The sequence below is a fragment of the Paenibacillus sp. FSL R7-0189 genome, assembly GCF_037969925.1.
Taxonomy (GTDB): domain Bacteria; phylum Bacillota; class Bacilli; order Paenibacillales; family Paenibacillaceae; genus Paenibacillus_AQ; species Paenibacillus_AQ odorifer.
Genome location: NZ_CP150223.1, coordinates 427,075 through 442,452, shown reverse-complemented (window position 1 = coordinate 442,452; position 15,378 = coordinate 427,075). Strand labels below are relative to the sequence as shown.

The following is a 15,378-nucleotide window of genomic DNA, read 5'->3' as shown; positions in this document are numbered from 1 at the left end:
AGGCATTTATCATGGACGACAAACTTAGGATTGAAAGCAGACTGGCACAAATAGGTTCACAAGAAGATCCGGCTACCGGAGCCATTAATTTTCCTATCTATAATGCTACGGCATTCCGTCACCCGAAGCTTGGGCAGAGCACAGGTTTCGATTATAGCCGTACCAAAAGTCCGACCCGTTCCGTACTGGAGAATGCGGCTGCGGAATTGGAGTCTGGTGATGCAGGTTTTGCCTGTAGCTCTGGGATGGCGGCTATTCAAACCATATTTACCCTGTTTGGGCAAGGCGATCACTTGATCGTTTCGCTGGATCTTTACGGCGGGACCTATCGTTTGTTGGAACGAATTATGTCCAAGTTTGGAATCACTGCTTCCTATGTAGATACGAATGATTTGGATGCGCTTGGGGCTTCCCGTCTTCCAAATACAAAGGCGATATTTATTGAAACGCCAACGAATCCTTTGATGATGGTTACGGATATTGCAGCCGTTGCTACTTGGGCTCGTCATCATGGGCTGCTCACAATTGTAGACAATACACTGCTGACTCCATTTTTCCAGCGTCCTCTGGAATTAGGTGCGGATATTGTAGTCCATAGTGCTACCAAATATTTGGGCGGACACAATGATGTACTTGCTGGTCTTATTGTATCTAAAGGGGCTGAATTATCCGCTGAAATAGCGATTCTACATAACTCTATTGGCGCTGTGCTTGGGCCAACAGACAGTTATCAGCTGATGAGAGGCATGAAGACACTGGCTCTGCGTATGGAACGGCACGAGAGTAATGCACTAGCAATTGCCCGCTATCTACAAGAGCACCCGGCGATTGCGGAAGTGTTCCATCCAGGCCTGCCGGATCATCCGGGATATGAAATTCAGAATCGCCAGTCCTCGGGCAATACCGGAATTTTTTCTTTCAAATTAAAAGATGCCAGATACGTAGAACCTCTGCTTCGTCATATTCGGCTTATAGCCTTCGCGGAGAGCCTCGGCGGGGTTGAATCGTTAATGACCTATCCTGCAGTACAGACGCATGCGGACATTCCTGTGGAAATTCGGAATGCGGTGGGTGTAGATGATCGGTTGCTGCGCTTCTCGGTGGGCATTGAACATGCGGAGGATCTAATTGCTGATCTGGGTCATGCTTTGGAGGCTGCGCGGGCGGAAATCGAAACGAAGTAAAAGTAACGGCAACCCAGATCGGCACCGAATTGCTGGAAAATATCGAGGATCTAACTCACCGTTGATTTAGAGCTGGTGTTAGACTGAGGATGAAATAGAGCTGTCTCATAAGCCGGGAATTGGCTGCTGGGATAGCTCTTCTTTTTGGACTTTTTGCTATTGGACACAGCTGACCTTAGATACAGCATTATTACACATTTGGAATGTTAACGGCCTCCACAGCAGCTATAGCGCTAAAAAACAGCTTTCATGAGGCTCTTTTCATGGAATAGCATCACTGGAGTCCATAACTATGCTCTAAAGGCTAAAAACTTGCAAATAACGTCATCTGTGTCCGACAGCCTCAGGGAATTTTGATTCAACGGGTGCAGGCAGCAATGTAAGGACTCTTTCTGCTGGATGGTATCTTGCTGAGAAAGTAAAAAGTTTTTCAAGCTGTTCAGATTGTGATACGATGAGGAAATGAACTGTTCATTTATTAAAATATAAGGTATAAGTTACATACTATACTTTATCCTTATGTTACTACGAGAAACGGTTGTTATCTCTAAAGGACGACAACGTTATTTTTTCTTGTGATTTTGTGAATCTACCATATCCCTAAGGGTTTAAAAGGAGGATGCGAACGATGAGTGCGATAGATCTTATTTTGGATAAAGCCCTGCGGGGCGACCGTCTCCAATTGGAAGATACCATCCGACTATTCGAGAGCAACGAAATTGAGAAAATGGGTGCTGCTGCAAACACTATTATGGAACGCTGGCACCCGGACCCGTTAGCCACTTTTGTAATTGGCCGTAATATTAACTATACGAATGTATGTGATGTGTACTGCCGTTTTTGCGCTTTTTACCGCAGACCAGGCTCGGATGAAGGCTATGTGCTGCCAGATGAGGCGATTTATCAAAAAATTGCTGAAACAATTGCTGTTAATGGTACAGAAATTCTTATGCAAGGTGGAACTAATCCTAACCTTCCATTTAGCTACTATACAGATATACTGCGCGGAATTAAGCAACGGTTCCCTGAGATTACAATGCACTCCTTCTCTCCTGCGGAGATTATGAAGATGAAAGAAGTATCAGGATTACCACTGGAACAAGTGGTTCGTGAAATTCATGCTGCGGGTCTGGATTCATTGCCAGGTGGAGGCGCAGAAATTCTTGATGACCGTACACGCCGCAAAATCAGCCGACTAAAAGGCTCGTGGCGCGAGTGGATGGATGTAATGCAGACGGCACATAAAGTGGGTATGAATACCACAGCGACAATGGTGATTGGGCTTGGGGAAAGTATGGAGGAACGTGCTTTGCACTTACTACGTGTGCGTGAGGCTCAGGATGAGTGTATTGCCAACAAATATGATTCTGAAGGTTTCTTGGCCTTTATCTCATGGACATTCCAGCCGGACAATACCAACCTGAAGCTGGACAGACAAACGCCTGAGGAGTATCTGAAGACGGTGGCGATCAGCCGCCTTGTGCTGGATAATATTAAGAACTTCCAATCTTCTTGGGTCACTATGGGGCCAGAGGTCGGCAAGCTCTCCCTGCAATATGGCTGCAACGATTTCGGCAGCACAATGATTGAAGAGAACGTAGTATCTTCGGCGGGTGCGACTTACAAGGTAAACATCGAGTCGATTACTCAGCTGATTCGCGAAGCAGGCAAAGTTCCAGCGCAGCGGAATACACGTTATGATATTCTGCGGGTGTTCGATGATCCTAATGCGAAGATTGATAATGATTTTGTAATGCAGAACTAATATATATTAATTAATCAACGCTTGATGCTTGTTAATCCTTCAGTGGATTAATGAGCATCAAGCGTTTTTTTGTAAGATTAGGATTACGATCATTTGCAAGCCTCATTGCAGAACACAACTGAATCTTCGCTTGTTATATCATCCGCTATGCGTACGGACCCAGTGGATCTTATTCGCAGACTCAGCGCCTTTTGAGTCGGGATTCGGACCCCAGCGACGCTATTCCTTGAAAAAAGCCTCATGTAGGCTGGTTTTTAGTGCAATAGCGACTGTGGGGTCCGATAGGATGGGGAAATCAGAAAATGATACGTATAAGAGCATCAGTGTCCGATAGAGCTGCAGTATATGAAATATGAACAGAAAAGCATTTTTAATTTCTTTTTACCTATTCACATTATTATCCAAAAGTGATATCATAATCATATCAAAAGAATATCTAGTGGGGGTGCTTTTATGAAAGAGAAAACGCTTCGTCCTGTCAGTGGATTTTGGGTTCTCGCATTGATTGCAGTTTGTTTAGCTGGAGGAATTTATGGTGCTGTTCAGGAGTATGTCGCAGTGCCAGTCATTCTGTTCGTTGTAGCTGGGGTATTATGTACAAGTGTTACGGTTGTGCAGCCCAATAAGTCGGTCGTAGTTACCTTTTTCGGGCAATATGTAGGGACTATCGTGACAAGTGGCTTGTTTGCAGTCATTCCGTTCAGTTTGCGCAAGACGGTTTCCCTCCGCGTACGTAACTTTAACAGTGTCAAGCTGAAGGTTAATGATGTGGAAGGGAATCCGATTGAAATTGCTGCAGTTATCGTATTTAAGGTAATTAACTCTGCAAAAGCGCTTTTTGATGTAGATAAATATATGGCGTTTGTGGAAATCCAAAGTGAAACAGCGCTGCGTCATGTAGCCAGTAAATACCCGTATGATAACTTCAATGAATCGGGCATGTCCCTGCGGGCTAATGCAGATGAGATTGCTAAAGAATTGGCAACCGAGCTGCAAGAACGTTTGTCGATATCTGGTGTCGAGGTCATTGAAGCGCGGCTTACACACTTGGCTTATTCCACAGAAATTGCCAGTACAATGTTGCAACGTCAGCAAGCATCTGCAATTCTGTCCGCTCGTCAAATCATTGTTGAAGGCGCCGTAGGCATGGTCGATATGGCGATTAAACAGCTTAAAGAAAGCGGCGTAGTTGAGCTTGATGAGGAACGCAAAGCGGCGATGATCAATAATCTGATGGTTGCGATCGTGTCGGAGCGCGGAGCGAGTCCGGTCATTAACGCCGGCTCGTTGTACTAAGGCGGTGCATCATGGCGGCCAAGAAAAGCTTTCCACTGCGGATCGATCCGGATCTGCATGAGGCGCTGGAACGATGGGCGGGAGAGGAATTTCGCAGCGTAAACGGACATATCGAATACTTGTTGCGTGAGTCTTTGAAACGTGCAGGCCGCTTACCTGAAAAAAAACGGCGAGAGGAATAACCACAAAAGGATTGTTTCGGTATCCATGTATTGGCTGCCAGAACAGTCCTTATGTGTGTCTTCTGCCTGAGTTTCTATCATTTTGGACCCTTTTCTGACTTGACTGTCAGAGAGGACAGATTTATAATTACTCCATAATTCACGTTAACAGCATTGACGAAGATATGAGTTGATTGTTCTGGACCGTTCAGAGAGAGGAAACTTAGGCTGAAATTTCCTCCGGCATCCTGCTTTCGATTTACCCCTTTGTAGCTGCCTTTTTGAACTCCCTGCAATGGGATAGTAAGAACTGCCGGTTCATGGTCGTTACTCCATGCTTACGAAGGATTCTATCTTCACTCCGCTTGAGGTTTCAAGGGAGGCTAGAGAGAATCGAATTTGGGTGGAACCACGGGTGTAATCGCTCGTCCCTTTGCGGGACGGGCGTTTTTTTGTGTGCGTGGATATTATTGTTCCGCAAAGGTTAAAGGGCCGTTAGGCTTAATTATATGAAGGAGGAATTAGCAATGTCAGTAAGTATTAAGCTTCCGGACGGTTCTGTCCGTGAATACGCAGAGGGTAGCAGTATTGATGATGTAGCAGCTTCTATTAGCAGTGGCCTGCGCAAAAATGCAGCAGCGGGGAAAATGAACGGTATCGTTGTAGATTTATCTACTCCCCTTGAAGAGGGCGCACTGGTAGAGATCGTAACTTTGGATTCACCTGAAGGTCTGGAGGTTATGCGTCACAGTACAGCTCACTTGATGGCTCAAGCGGTCAGACGTTTGTTCGGAACAAAAGAAGTTAAGCTTGGTGTAGGTCCGGTCATTGAAGATGGCTTCTACTACGATATGGATCTGGAACATCCTCTAAATCCTGAAGATTTGCTCAAAATCGAAAAGGAAATGGACCGCATAATTTCGGAGAACCTGCCGATCGTGCGCAAAGAAGTTAGCCGCAAGGAAGCACTTGAAATTTTCGGTGAGCTAGGTGATCCTTACAAGCTGGAATTGATCGAGGCATTGCCTGAAGATAGCGTGATTTCTATCTATGAACAAGGTGAATTCTTCGATCTATGCCGCGGACCGCATGTGCCGTCGACTGCCAAGATCAAAGTCTTTAAATTGATGAATGTAGCTGGTGCTTACTGGCGAGGCGACAGCAAGAATAAGATGCTTCAACGCGTATACGGCACAGCTTGGATTAAAAAAGCTCAGCTTGATGAGCATCTTCGCCTGCTTGAAGAAGCGAAGAAACGCGACCACCGGAAGCTTGGTAAAGAGCTTGAAATCTTTACATTTAATCAATTGGTAGGACAAGGCTTGCCAATCTGGTTGCCTAAGGGTGCCAAATTGCGCAGTATTCTGGAGCGTTATATCGTAGATCTGGAAGCAAGTCTTGGCTATCAGCATGTATACACACCAGTTCTGGGTAATGTTGAACTGTACAAAACTTCAGGACACTGGGAGCACTATCAAGAGGATATGTTCCCTAAGATGACTATCGACAATGAAGAATTTGTTCTTCGTCCAATGAACTGCCCGCATCACATGATGATTTATAAGAGCTCGATGCACAGCTACCGTGATCTGCCGATCCGTATTGCTGAGCTTGGTATCCAGCACCGTTATGAAATGTCAGGCGCATTGACTGGCTTACACCGTGTACGTTCGATGACTCTTAATGACTCCCATATTTTCTGCCGTCTGGATCAAATTAAAGGCGAGTTCATTCGTGTAATCGAATTGATTAAACAGGTATACAGTGACTTTGGTATTAATGACTACCGTTTCCGGTTGTCCTATCGTGATCCTAAGGATACAGAGAAATATTATGCGAATGACGAAATGTGGGAAACTGCACAGCGGATGTTGCGTGAGGTAGTAGAGGAAGCAGGACTGCCGTTCTACGAAGCAGAAGGCGAAGCTGCATTCTATGGTCCTAAACTTGATGTGCAAATTAAAACTGTATTAGGTAAAGAAGAGACTCTGTCTACTGTACAAATCGACTTCTTGCTGCCTGAACGTTTTGAACTGGAATATATCGGTGATGATGGTCAAAAACACCGTCCAGTCGTTCTGCACCGCGGAATCTTGGGTACTATGGAACGTTTCGTTGCCTTCCTGTTAGAGAACTTTGCGGGCTCGCTGCCGCTTTGGTTATCTCCACAGCAGGTTAAAGTAATTCCTGTATCGACAGCGTTCGACGATTATGCCAAGGAAGTTACAGACAAGCTGCGTCGCCGTGGTATCTCTGCTGAGGCAGATCTTCGCAATGAGAAGCTGGGTTATAAGATCCGCGAAGCTCAGCTTGAGAAACTGCCATACATGTTCGTAGTTGGCGAGAATGAGATGAACGCTCAGACGGTCTCCATCCGTAAACGCGGGGAAGGCGACATTGGAGCTAAGCCGCTTCAAGAAGTGATTGAGCTCTTGTCTCAGGAAATTGCTGATCGTGTGATTTCCTAATTTCTTGTAATTAACAACACCAAAATTACGTCTAAATAAGACCTCTGTTATATGCCCATGAGGATCAACTTCTGATCTTCATGTATAAAATTTTGTGAATCGGGAAACCTTCGCTAATAAGGGGGAGGTTTATCACATGAACAAAATGGGCATATTTCAGAGGTTTTGGTGTCTTTTTGTCACCATCGTTTTGCTATTGACCGCTGCTGGAATCATTCCAGAATCTAAGCAACAGGCAGTAGGGGCCATTGGGACAGGAGACACTTTACAGCACACGGGTATTAACAAAACGCTATCGAACGAGTTGCAATATACCAAGGCTAATTCTGTGTTTATGAGAACCACAGATGATAAGGTCGTTCTTGCGACTGGCCGCGCCACACTAATGTCAAACGAGGCGCATTCCGTCGCACCTGTATTACCTGCAACAACAAAAAATAAACCAGCAGCGACAAAGGCACCGCAGAGCACCAAAGCTCCAACCACTAAAACAAATGGTGGCAGCGGATCTTCAAAACAGTTACCAAATTCTATTCCTGTAGCCGCTCCCGCGGAAGACCAGATTATTACTTCAATGAAAGTAATGGCGACTGGCTATACTGCGGGTTATGAATCTACAGGTAAGACATCTAAGCATCCCGAATATGGAATCACTTATTCAGGTGTAAAAGTGCGCAGAGATAAGAATACAGTCTCAACCATTGCTGCTGACCCTAAGGTTTTGCCGCTGGGTAGTATTCTTTATATACCGGGCTATGGATACGCCATAGTTGCTGATACGGGCTCGGCTATTAAAGGGCGGAAGATTGATCTGTATTTTGCTACTACGAAACAGGTGTATAAGGAATGGGGCAAAAAATCGGTTGTAGTTCAACTCATTAAGCGTGGTAACGGGACTTGCACGGAAGTCATGCTGAAGAAGCTGAGCCAAGCGATTGAGACTTACAAAGCAGTGCCGCAATCCCTACTCGAAGAATCCATTTAATGGGATTGAACTTATTTTCACTTGGTCATGCATAATAGTGACATCACCTTGCCATAATACGGACTGGGGCAAAGCAATTGCCTCTTCCGAGATGTTCTCTTAGTAAGCATATTCTATGCTGCATAAGAGAAAAGGAGGTGAATTCCGTGGCCAATAACAAGAAATCTAAAGTACAAGAAAATTACAAAACACCAAATGAAAAATACAATGCTGAGTTTGCTGTTGAGAATGACGGCGCTACTAAGCAAAGTGGAAATACTTCTAAACCAGCTCAGAAACCGCAACAATAATGCGCTAACTGAAGCAGAAGACTGCTGAAAAAAAGAGACTGTCCAAATCAGTTAATTACTGAGGGACAGTCTTTTTTCATATATAATGAAGTAAATAGAATTTTATCCCATTCATCTCAGTCTAGAGACTGAGGGGAAGTTCCTTCTCTCGCCGCTGTTTCTCAGCACTTCATTCCTGTAGACTAAGGCTATAAGATTGAAGAAGAGAGCGTTCCACTACTTTAAAGGGGAAATGAGTCATGAAAAGAAGGTTCACCAGCCAGGTTTTAGGCGGCCTGATCCTGATAGGGATTGGAGCTATGTTTCTACTGAGACAATTGGGTTACACTGATTTCAGCTTAGGTTACCTGATTTCGAATTATTGGCCGGTTATCTTGATCCTAATGGGAATGAAACGGCTTTTAGGTACAGGGGAGGAGCAATCAAAAGGTTCTTCACCTATCGGCGGCTTTTTCTTTCTGGCGATCGGAGTGTTTTTCCTTGGACGGAATTTAGATTGGTTTGATATTTCGGCCGGGGATTTTTTCAAAATGTTCATTCCAGTCATGTTGATTGGCGGCGGACTTTATGTGATTTTTAAACCACGCGGTTCAGTACCACCTGTGCCACCAGCTCCACCGTCACCACCAGATCACTTTCCTTCAGGAAAAAGCTCACTAGATGTGGAGCCGCCCAAACCGCTGGATTCCACACTTGATGAACAATTTGAGCAAAAATTCGGCAAGGCTTCTGGTCAACGCGACTGGAAGGACTATCTTCAAAAAGATGAAGAAGACGATGAGGACGAAACAGGATCTTATAAGTCCGGCGCTGAAGCACGTTGGCAAGAGAAGCAGGAACGACACGAGCGCAGACGTCAGGAACGTCATGAGCGTCATGCTCGTAGACATGGTGAATGGCATGAGGAATTCCATGAATCAAATAATCAAAAGGAATCGACCAATCGCTCTGCTTTTATCGGAGATGTCCACATGGGGCGCGAGCATTTCCAACTGAAGAACACGAATATCTCGCAGTTTATCGGCGATACCGTACTGGATCTGACGAATGCACAAATTGCTTATGGCGAAACGAGGATTAATATTTCCGCTTTTATAGGCGACATTAAAGTGTACATTCCGAATGATATGGATCTTGGCATCTCGGTGAACAGCAGTTCTTTTATCGGGGATATGGAAGTTCTGGATCAGTCTCGCAGTGGGTTTATGAGCAGTGTACAGTGCAAGACTCCTTATTATAAAGAAGCAGGCAAAAAAGTCCGTATAAATGTAAGTGCATTTATAGGTGACATTAAAGTTAAAACGGTGGGTTAGATGGGGACAATCTTCAGTAATACCAAATGGTTGCTGTTGTTTTACTTTTTGCTCACTGGAGCGGTAAGCGCTGGATTGATGTATGCAGGCACTTGCCTTGGTTATATCGAAGTGAAGGATTATAGGATGTGGCTGTACTTATGTCTCGGGATTGTGTTGTTCACTGTAGTTATCGGCTACATGGCAGGCCAGCGGATTCAGCGCCGGATTGATCATCTGGATCTGAATATGCTGCAGGTAGCCAAAGGAAATCTGTCCGTACGGATGCCAGAAAGTGACGATCAGTCTTTTGCCCGAGTGTATCACGAGTTTAATGTCATGATGGATACGGTTGAGAATAAGATGCAGCTTCTACAGCGATTGGGTGAACAAGAGGTTATTGAGAAGGAACAGGCAGCGGAGAGTGCGGTGTTGGAGGAAAGAAGGCGTATGGCCCGGGATCTGCATGATACGGTGAGCCAACAGCTTTTTGCCATCCATATGTCCGCTTCTTCGCTGCCTAAAGTTCTGAAGGTCAATGAAGCTCAAGGTCAAATGGTCATGGACCAGTTGATTACAATGTCTCAGATGGCACAAAAACAAATGAGAGCATTAATTGCACAACTGCGTCCAGTGGAGCTGGAAGGTCGAAATCTGTTCGAGGCGCTGGAAAAATGGTTTCCCGATTATTGTCGCCAGAATGGCTTAAAAGGAATGAAGGAGCTCGAACTTCAGGGCGAGTTATCGGAAGCGATCGAACATCAGCTGTTCCTAATTATTCAAGAGGCGATGGCGAATATTGTGAAGCATGCTGAAGCTAGACTGGTCAGCCTATCACTGCGTGAAGGATCAAGACAAGTTGTGCTGAGTATTAGTGATGACGGTCAAGGTTTTGAACATGTGCAGCAAAAACAAGGCTCCTACGGTCTCACCACCATGCGCGAACGCGCGGAGAAACTGGGTGGGCAAGTGGAGATTATTAGCCGCAAGGGTGCGGGAACGACGATCCGTGTACATATTCCTAAGTTTGTTCAAGGGAACCCAGAATTAGAGCAGAATAGATCGTTAGGAACAGATACACAGGACGAGGAGGAGTAGAGCATGAGTGTCATAAAAGTGTTGCTCGTAGATGATCATGATATGGTACGGATGGGCCTCAAAACTTATCTAATGCTGGAGCCTACATTCGAGGTCATCGGTGAGGCGGCGAATGGACAAGAGGCGCTGGAGATGCTGCGTGCTGGTGGACATGAAGGTCTGCCTGACCTCGTGCTGATGGATTTGATGATGCCTGTGATGAATGGTGCCGAGACCACAAGAGCAGTGCTGGCTGAATTTCCTGGCCTCAAAATCGTGATCCTCACCAGCTTTCTGGAGGATGATCTTGTTGTAGATGCTATAGAGGCTGGTGCTGTCAGCTACGTGCTCAAAACAGTGTCGGCAGAAGAGTTAATCTACGCACTGCAAGGGGCTTACCGCGGCATGCCCGTCATGACGGGTGATGTGTCACAGGCGCTGACCCGTGGTATACGCCAGCGCACCGTGCAAGGTGATTCCTCCGGTTTAACAGAGCGTGAGAAGGAAGTCCTGCTGCTTATAGCTGAGGGCAAGACCAATAAGGATATCGGTGAGGAGCTGCATATCAGCATCAAGACAGTGAAGACGCATGTCAGCAATCTGTTGATGAAATGCGAGCTTGATGACCGTACCCAGTTGGCTATTTACGCTCATCGAAAGGGCTGGGCTCAGGGGTAGGACTTGTAGACTAAGGTGCATTACTATTTGAAATGGTTTTAGAAGCTCGGGCCGCGACCTTTTTCGCGCCCGAGCTTCTTTTTTCTGCTTCCCTGTATAATCTCCTCCCATTTGCCTATATCTTTTATCTGCGCTTAAATTGTTTTTAATGTGACCTTAAGGTTTAAAGTACAAAATAAGAATATGAAAACAAATTAATCCTTGTCACGGCGACAGGAAGCAGGAGGAAAGATAAACATGGACGATAACAAAAACAACTTCAATCGCGACAATGGACCAGCACCAGATCGGGAATGGGACAATAATAACAATAGCAGCAATAATAATACTTCATCTGAAACAGGATCATCATCCTACTACTATTCTTACGGACCTTTTAAATCTTTGAACAAAGATGAGAATAACGCTGACGGAGGCGCGCAGCACTACAATCGGATGGAGCCAGAACGGGTCGAGGTTACACCTCCACAGCCTGTAAAGCCCTTACCATATAACACATCACTTCGTACCACTGGCTATGATGGCAATGGTGGTGGCCGCGGAGGAAATGGCGGTGGCGGTTCTGAAGGTGGCGGCGGCTGGCAATATAATAAAAAACCAAAAAGCTCGTTAAAAACAGTGCTGGTATCATTCCTAGCCGGTATGGTCGTTCTCTCGGGCTCAATGTATATGGCAGACAGAGGTAACTGGTTTACGGGAGATACAGCTACAACGGTTGCTACTAGCTCCGGAACGAATGGAACGGCGAAGACAACGGGCGAGAGTGCAGGTGTTGCGCCTTCTACTTCTACTACATCCTTGGTGACTGGATCTCGTGATGTGACAGGTGTTGTTGATGCAGTGGGACCAGCAGTCGTTAAGATTGAGACATTAGTGAAAACTAATTCGCGTAATGGAAGCTCATCCAGCCCGAATCTGAGTGATCCCTTCTCACAATTTTTCTTCGGGGATCAATACAGTGGAAATGGTTCTTCACAAAATGAACAGGATTCCAAATCAGGATCGGATTCTTCATCACAGCTTATCCCTTATGGAATTGGAACAGGCTTCATTTATGAGAAATCCGGCTATATTTTGACCAACCAGCACGTAATTGACAATGCTGATGTAATCCAAGTAACCGTCGATGGCGTAACCAAGCCTTATGAAGCGAAGCTGCTAGGTTCTAGCAAAGATCTGGATTTGGCTGTGCTTAAAATTGAAGGAGATAGTGATTTCCCTACCGTAGCACTTGGAGATTCGGATAGCATAAAGGTAGGTTCAGAAGTGGTTGCTATCGGTAACCCACAAGGCTTCGACCATACTGTAACTTCCGGTGTTCTTAGTGCAAAAGGACGCAGTATTGATATTAACGAAGAAGATGGCAGTGGAACTCGTAATTACAAAAATCTGCTGCAAACCGATGCTTCTATCAACCCGGGTAACTCAGGTGGGCCGTTGCTCAACATGAATGGACAGGTAATCGGGATGAACGTAGCCGTCAGCACGGATTCTCAAGGTATTGGTTTCGCAATCGCTGTGAATACGATTAAAGAAGTCGTAGATAAACTGGAAGCCAACCAAGCCATTCCGAAAGAGCCGGTACCTTTCATTGGTGCAACTCTTATGACGATTACAGATGAGGTTGCTAAGCAAATGGGTACGGATATTAAAGAAGGTTCTGTGGTTGCAGATATCATCTATAAATCCCCAGCGTATACCGCTGATCTGCGCCCTTACGATATCATTACCGGTGCGAATGGAACGAAGTATTCAACCAACCAAGATCTGATTACCTTCATTCAAACGTTAAAAGTTGGTGATAAAGTAACATTAAATGTTGTGCGCGACGGTAAAACCATGGATCTTTCAGTTACCATCGGTAACAAAAATGATTTTGATACAACGACTACACAACAAAGTCAGCAGCAATAATACCGGACGGTAAGTCACACGGAAGGGGCGACCCTTCCGTTTTTGTCTAATTGTGATGTAAACTGCTACAATATATAAAAAGAACTGAACAATGGGGGCTGCTTGATGCGACCGAATATTCTAATTATTGATGATGACGAAAAGATTATTTCTATGCTGCGTAGAGGTTTAGCTTTTGAAGGTTACGATGTGAAAACAGCGGTGAATGGAGCGGATGGATTACGGGCAATCTTGAGCAGTGATCCGGATGTGGTAATTTTGGATGTAATGATGCCTCAGGTGGATGGCTTTGAAGTATGTCGCCGCCTGCGGGAAGGGGGCAGTAATGTTCCTGTTCTCATGCTTACCGCGAAGGATGAAATTGAGCACCGTGTAAAAGGGCTTGATCTGGGTGCGGACGATTATCTGGTTAAACCTTTTGCCTTGGAAGAACTGCTTGCACGTGTACGTGCGCTGCTTCGGCGTAAGAGTGAGCAAAGTGAAGGTGGAGAGCAAGCGGTTTCTTATGAAGATATTACGCTGGATGTGGATTCACGTGAGGTTACCCGTGCCGGTAAAAGACTGGAGCTAACAGCGAAGGAGTTTGAGCTGCTTCATCTTTTTATGCAAAATCCGAAACGTGTGCTTTCACGGGATCTGATCATGGATAAAATATGGGGTTATGATTATAGCGGTGAATCTAATGTGCTTGAGGTATACATAGCTATGCTACGTCAAAAGACGGAGGAGCATGGCGGTAAACGCCTCATTCAAACGATCCGGGGTGCCGGTTACATTCTAAGAGGTGACAACTAACATGTCTATAAGATTGCGGCTGACTGCTTGGTATTCAGGGATTTTGGCCGTTATGCTGCTGGCCTTATCAGCCGCAATTTACGGTTTTGTTTATTTTAATACTTATGGGGACTTGAAGAATCGCCTCCAGGTGCAAGCTGAGCAGACCATTCCATTTTTCAGTATCAATTTATACAGCGGTGAACTAATGATGGATGGGGTCAGAACTCCTGAGAATTCTAATACGTATACACAGATCTATGTTTATGATACTAAGGTTATGCAGCGAACGACAAACATGAGAAATGGTAATCTTGCATTTGATTATCCCGAGCGGGATAAAATTGTACAGGGATTTCGTAATGTTGTAATTGAAGGCAATCAATTTCTGATTTATGAACGGCCAATTCTATTGGAAAATTATAAAAATAATCCTGCTGCTGTGTTACAAGTGGCTACCTATGTAGGTGAACAGAATAAGCTCTTGGAGCGTTTAAAAACTATCCTGCTCGTAGGTTCTTTTGCTACCCTGATCGCGGCATTTACCTTCGGCTTGTTCCTAGCGCGCAAATCCATGAGTCCAATCGGCAAAGTAATTGAAGCTGCGAATGGGATTCAGACGGGGAATGATTTAAGCTCGCGTATTGAATACGATGGGCCGCCAGACGAGATAGGAAGACTTATTGAGACCGTTAACAGTATGCTTGGGCGTATGGAAGGATTCTACACAGAGCTGGAGGATTCGTATGCGGCTCAGCGCCGTTTCGTTTCAGATGCTTCACACGAGCTTCGGACACCGCTCACTACGATTCGCGGAAATATTGATCTGCTGCAAAAGGTTTGGGAGATGGAACCCGGAGAAGGGAAGATGAGTGAAGCTGAGATTCGCCAGCTATCGCTTGAATCGGTGCAGGATATCGCAGACGAGTCTAAGCGTATGAGCCGCTTGGTAGCGGATATGCTCTCGCTCGCGCGTGCGGATACTGGACGTACTTTTGATATAGAGCCCGTGGCACTGGAACCGATGATGAATGAGATTGCGCGCCGCGCCTCTTTCCTGCCGCGTCAAGCCGAGTGGGTTACAGGTGATATGTCAGTCTTAAACGGCAAATATATAGTTGGGAATAAAGATTATCTACAGCAAATGCTCTTTATTTTTATTGATAATGCCTTTAAGTACACGCCTTCTGGCATCGTGAGTTTGGATACCCTTTTCTATCAGAATCAGGTTGGTATTCGGATCACTGATACAGGTATTGGTATGGATAAAGATGAGGTTCCATATATCTTCGATCGTTTCTATCGTGCGGATGAATCGCGTGGAATTACGGAAGGGATTGGGCTTGGTCTATCCATTGCTAAGTGGATTATTGACGAGCATGGTGGGTCTGTGGAGGTTGTTACACGCCAAGGTGAGGGTACTACTTTTGTCATCTGGTTGCCGCTTCTCTTTGCTCCGCCGCTGGAATAGGGTATAATTTAGAAGTGTCCTAT

Annotated in this window: 13 protein-coding genes; all 13 read left to right on the top strand. The window is 45.3% G+C overall.

The window, feature by feature from the left end; genetic code table 11:
* Positions 1-11 precede the first annotated feature (11 nt).
* The 13 genes from MKY63_RS02015 (at position 12) to MKY63_RS01955 (ending at position 15,355) form a co-directional block, all read left to right on the top strand.
* Entirely contained in the window at positions 12-1,184 is a 1,173-nt protein-coding gene (locus MKY63_RS02015) for a PLP-dependent transferase (RefSeq protein WP_076101579.1), read from the top strand.
* A gap of 628 nt (positions 1,185-1,812) precedes the next feature.
* Positions 1,813-2,949 (top strand): cyclic dehypoxanthinyl futalosine synthase, encoded by a 1,137-nt coding sequence (mqnC, locus tag MKY63_RS02010; protein ID WP_036684474.1) that lies wholly within the window; start codon positions 1,813-1,815, stop codon positions 2,947-2,949.
* A gap of 453 nt (positions 2,950-3,402) precedes the next feature.
* Positions 3,403-4,245, top strand: a complete 843-nt coding sequence (locus MKY63_RS02005) for an SPFH domain-containing protein (RefSeq protein WP_036684473.1) — start codon at positions 3,403-3,405, stop codon at positions 4,243-4,245.
* An 11-nt stretch (positions 4,246-4,256) separates the two neighbouring features.
* A complete protein-coding gene (locus MKY63_RS02000) occupies positions 4,257-4,427 on the top strand; it encodes a toxin-antitoxin system HicB family antitoxin (protein ID WP_036684471.1) in 171 nt (56 codons plus the stop codon).
* A 506-nt stretch (positions 4,428-4,933) separates the two neighbouring features.
* Positions 4,934-6,874 carry a threonine--tRNA ligase gene (thrS, locus tag MKY63_RS01995; protein WP_036684469.1) on the top strand — a complete coding sequence of 647 codons (1,941 nt, stop codon included), beginning with the start codon at positions 4,934-4,936 and terminating at the stop codon, positions 6,872-6,874.
* A gap of 136 nt (positions 6,875-7,010) precedes the next feature.
* Positions 7,011-7,859, top strand: a complete 849-nt coding sequence (locus tag MKY63_RS01990) for a 3D domain-containing protein (protein WP_235219506.1) — start codon at positions 7,011-7,013, stop codon at positions 7,857-7,859.
* A 146-nt stretch (positions 7,860-8,005) separates the two neighbouring features.
* The gene (locus tag MKY63_RS01985) at positions 8,006-8,149 is read left to right on the top strand and encodes a hypothetical protein (protein WP_156113077.1); all 144 of its coding nucleotides are present in this window, start codon (positions 8,006-8,008) and stop codon (positions 8,147-8,149) included.
* 239 nt (positions 8,150-8,388) lie between these two features.
* Positions 8,389-9,462, top strand: a complete 1,074-nt coding sequence (gene liaF, locus MKY63_RS01980) for a cell wall-active antibiotics response protein LiaF (RefSeq protein WP_036684468.1) — start codon at positions 8,389-8,391, stop codon at positions 9,460-9,462.
* A complete protein-coding gene (locus tag MKY63_RS01975; protein ID WP_036684466.1) occupies positions 9,463-10,539 on the top strand; it encodes a sensor histidine kinase in 1,077 nt (358 codons plus the stop codon).
* Between the two features lie 3 nt (positions 10,540-10,542).
* Positions 10,543-11,196: a response regulator transcription factor gene (locus tag MKY63_RS01970; RefSeq protein WP_036684464.1), complete on the top strand. Its 654-nt coding sequence runs from the start codon at positions 10,543-10,545 to the stop codon at positions 11,194-11,196.
* A 237-nt stretch (positions 11,197-11,433) separates the two neighbouring features.
* Complete coding sequence (locus MKY63_RS01965) at positions 11,434-13,110, top strand: trypsin-like peptidase domain-containing protein (RefSeq protein WP_339811343.1); 1,677 nt, start codon at positions 11,434-11,436, stop codon at positions 13,108-13,110.
* 105 nt (positions 13,111-13,215) lie between these two features.
* Positions 13,216-13,905 carry a response regulator transcription factor gene (locus MKY63_RS01960; protein WP_036684461.1) on the top strand — a complete coding sequence of 230 codons (690 nt, stop codon included), beginning with the start codon at positions 13,216-13,218 and terminating at the stop codon, positions 13,903-13,905.
* A gap of 1 nt (position 13,906) precedes the next feature.
* On the top strand, positions 13,907-15,355 hold the full coding sequence (locus MKY63_RS01955) for a HAMP domain-containing sensor histidine kinase (RefSeq protein WP_036684459.1): 1,449 nt from the start codon (positions 13,907-13,909) through the stop codon (positions 15,353-15,355).
* Positions 15,356-15,378: the final 23 nt, after the last annotated feature.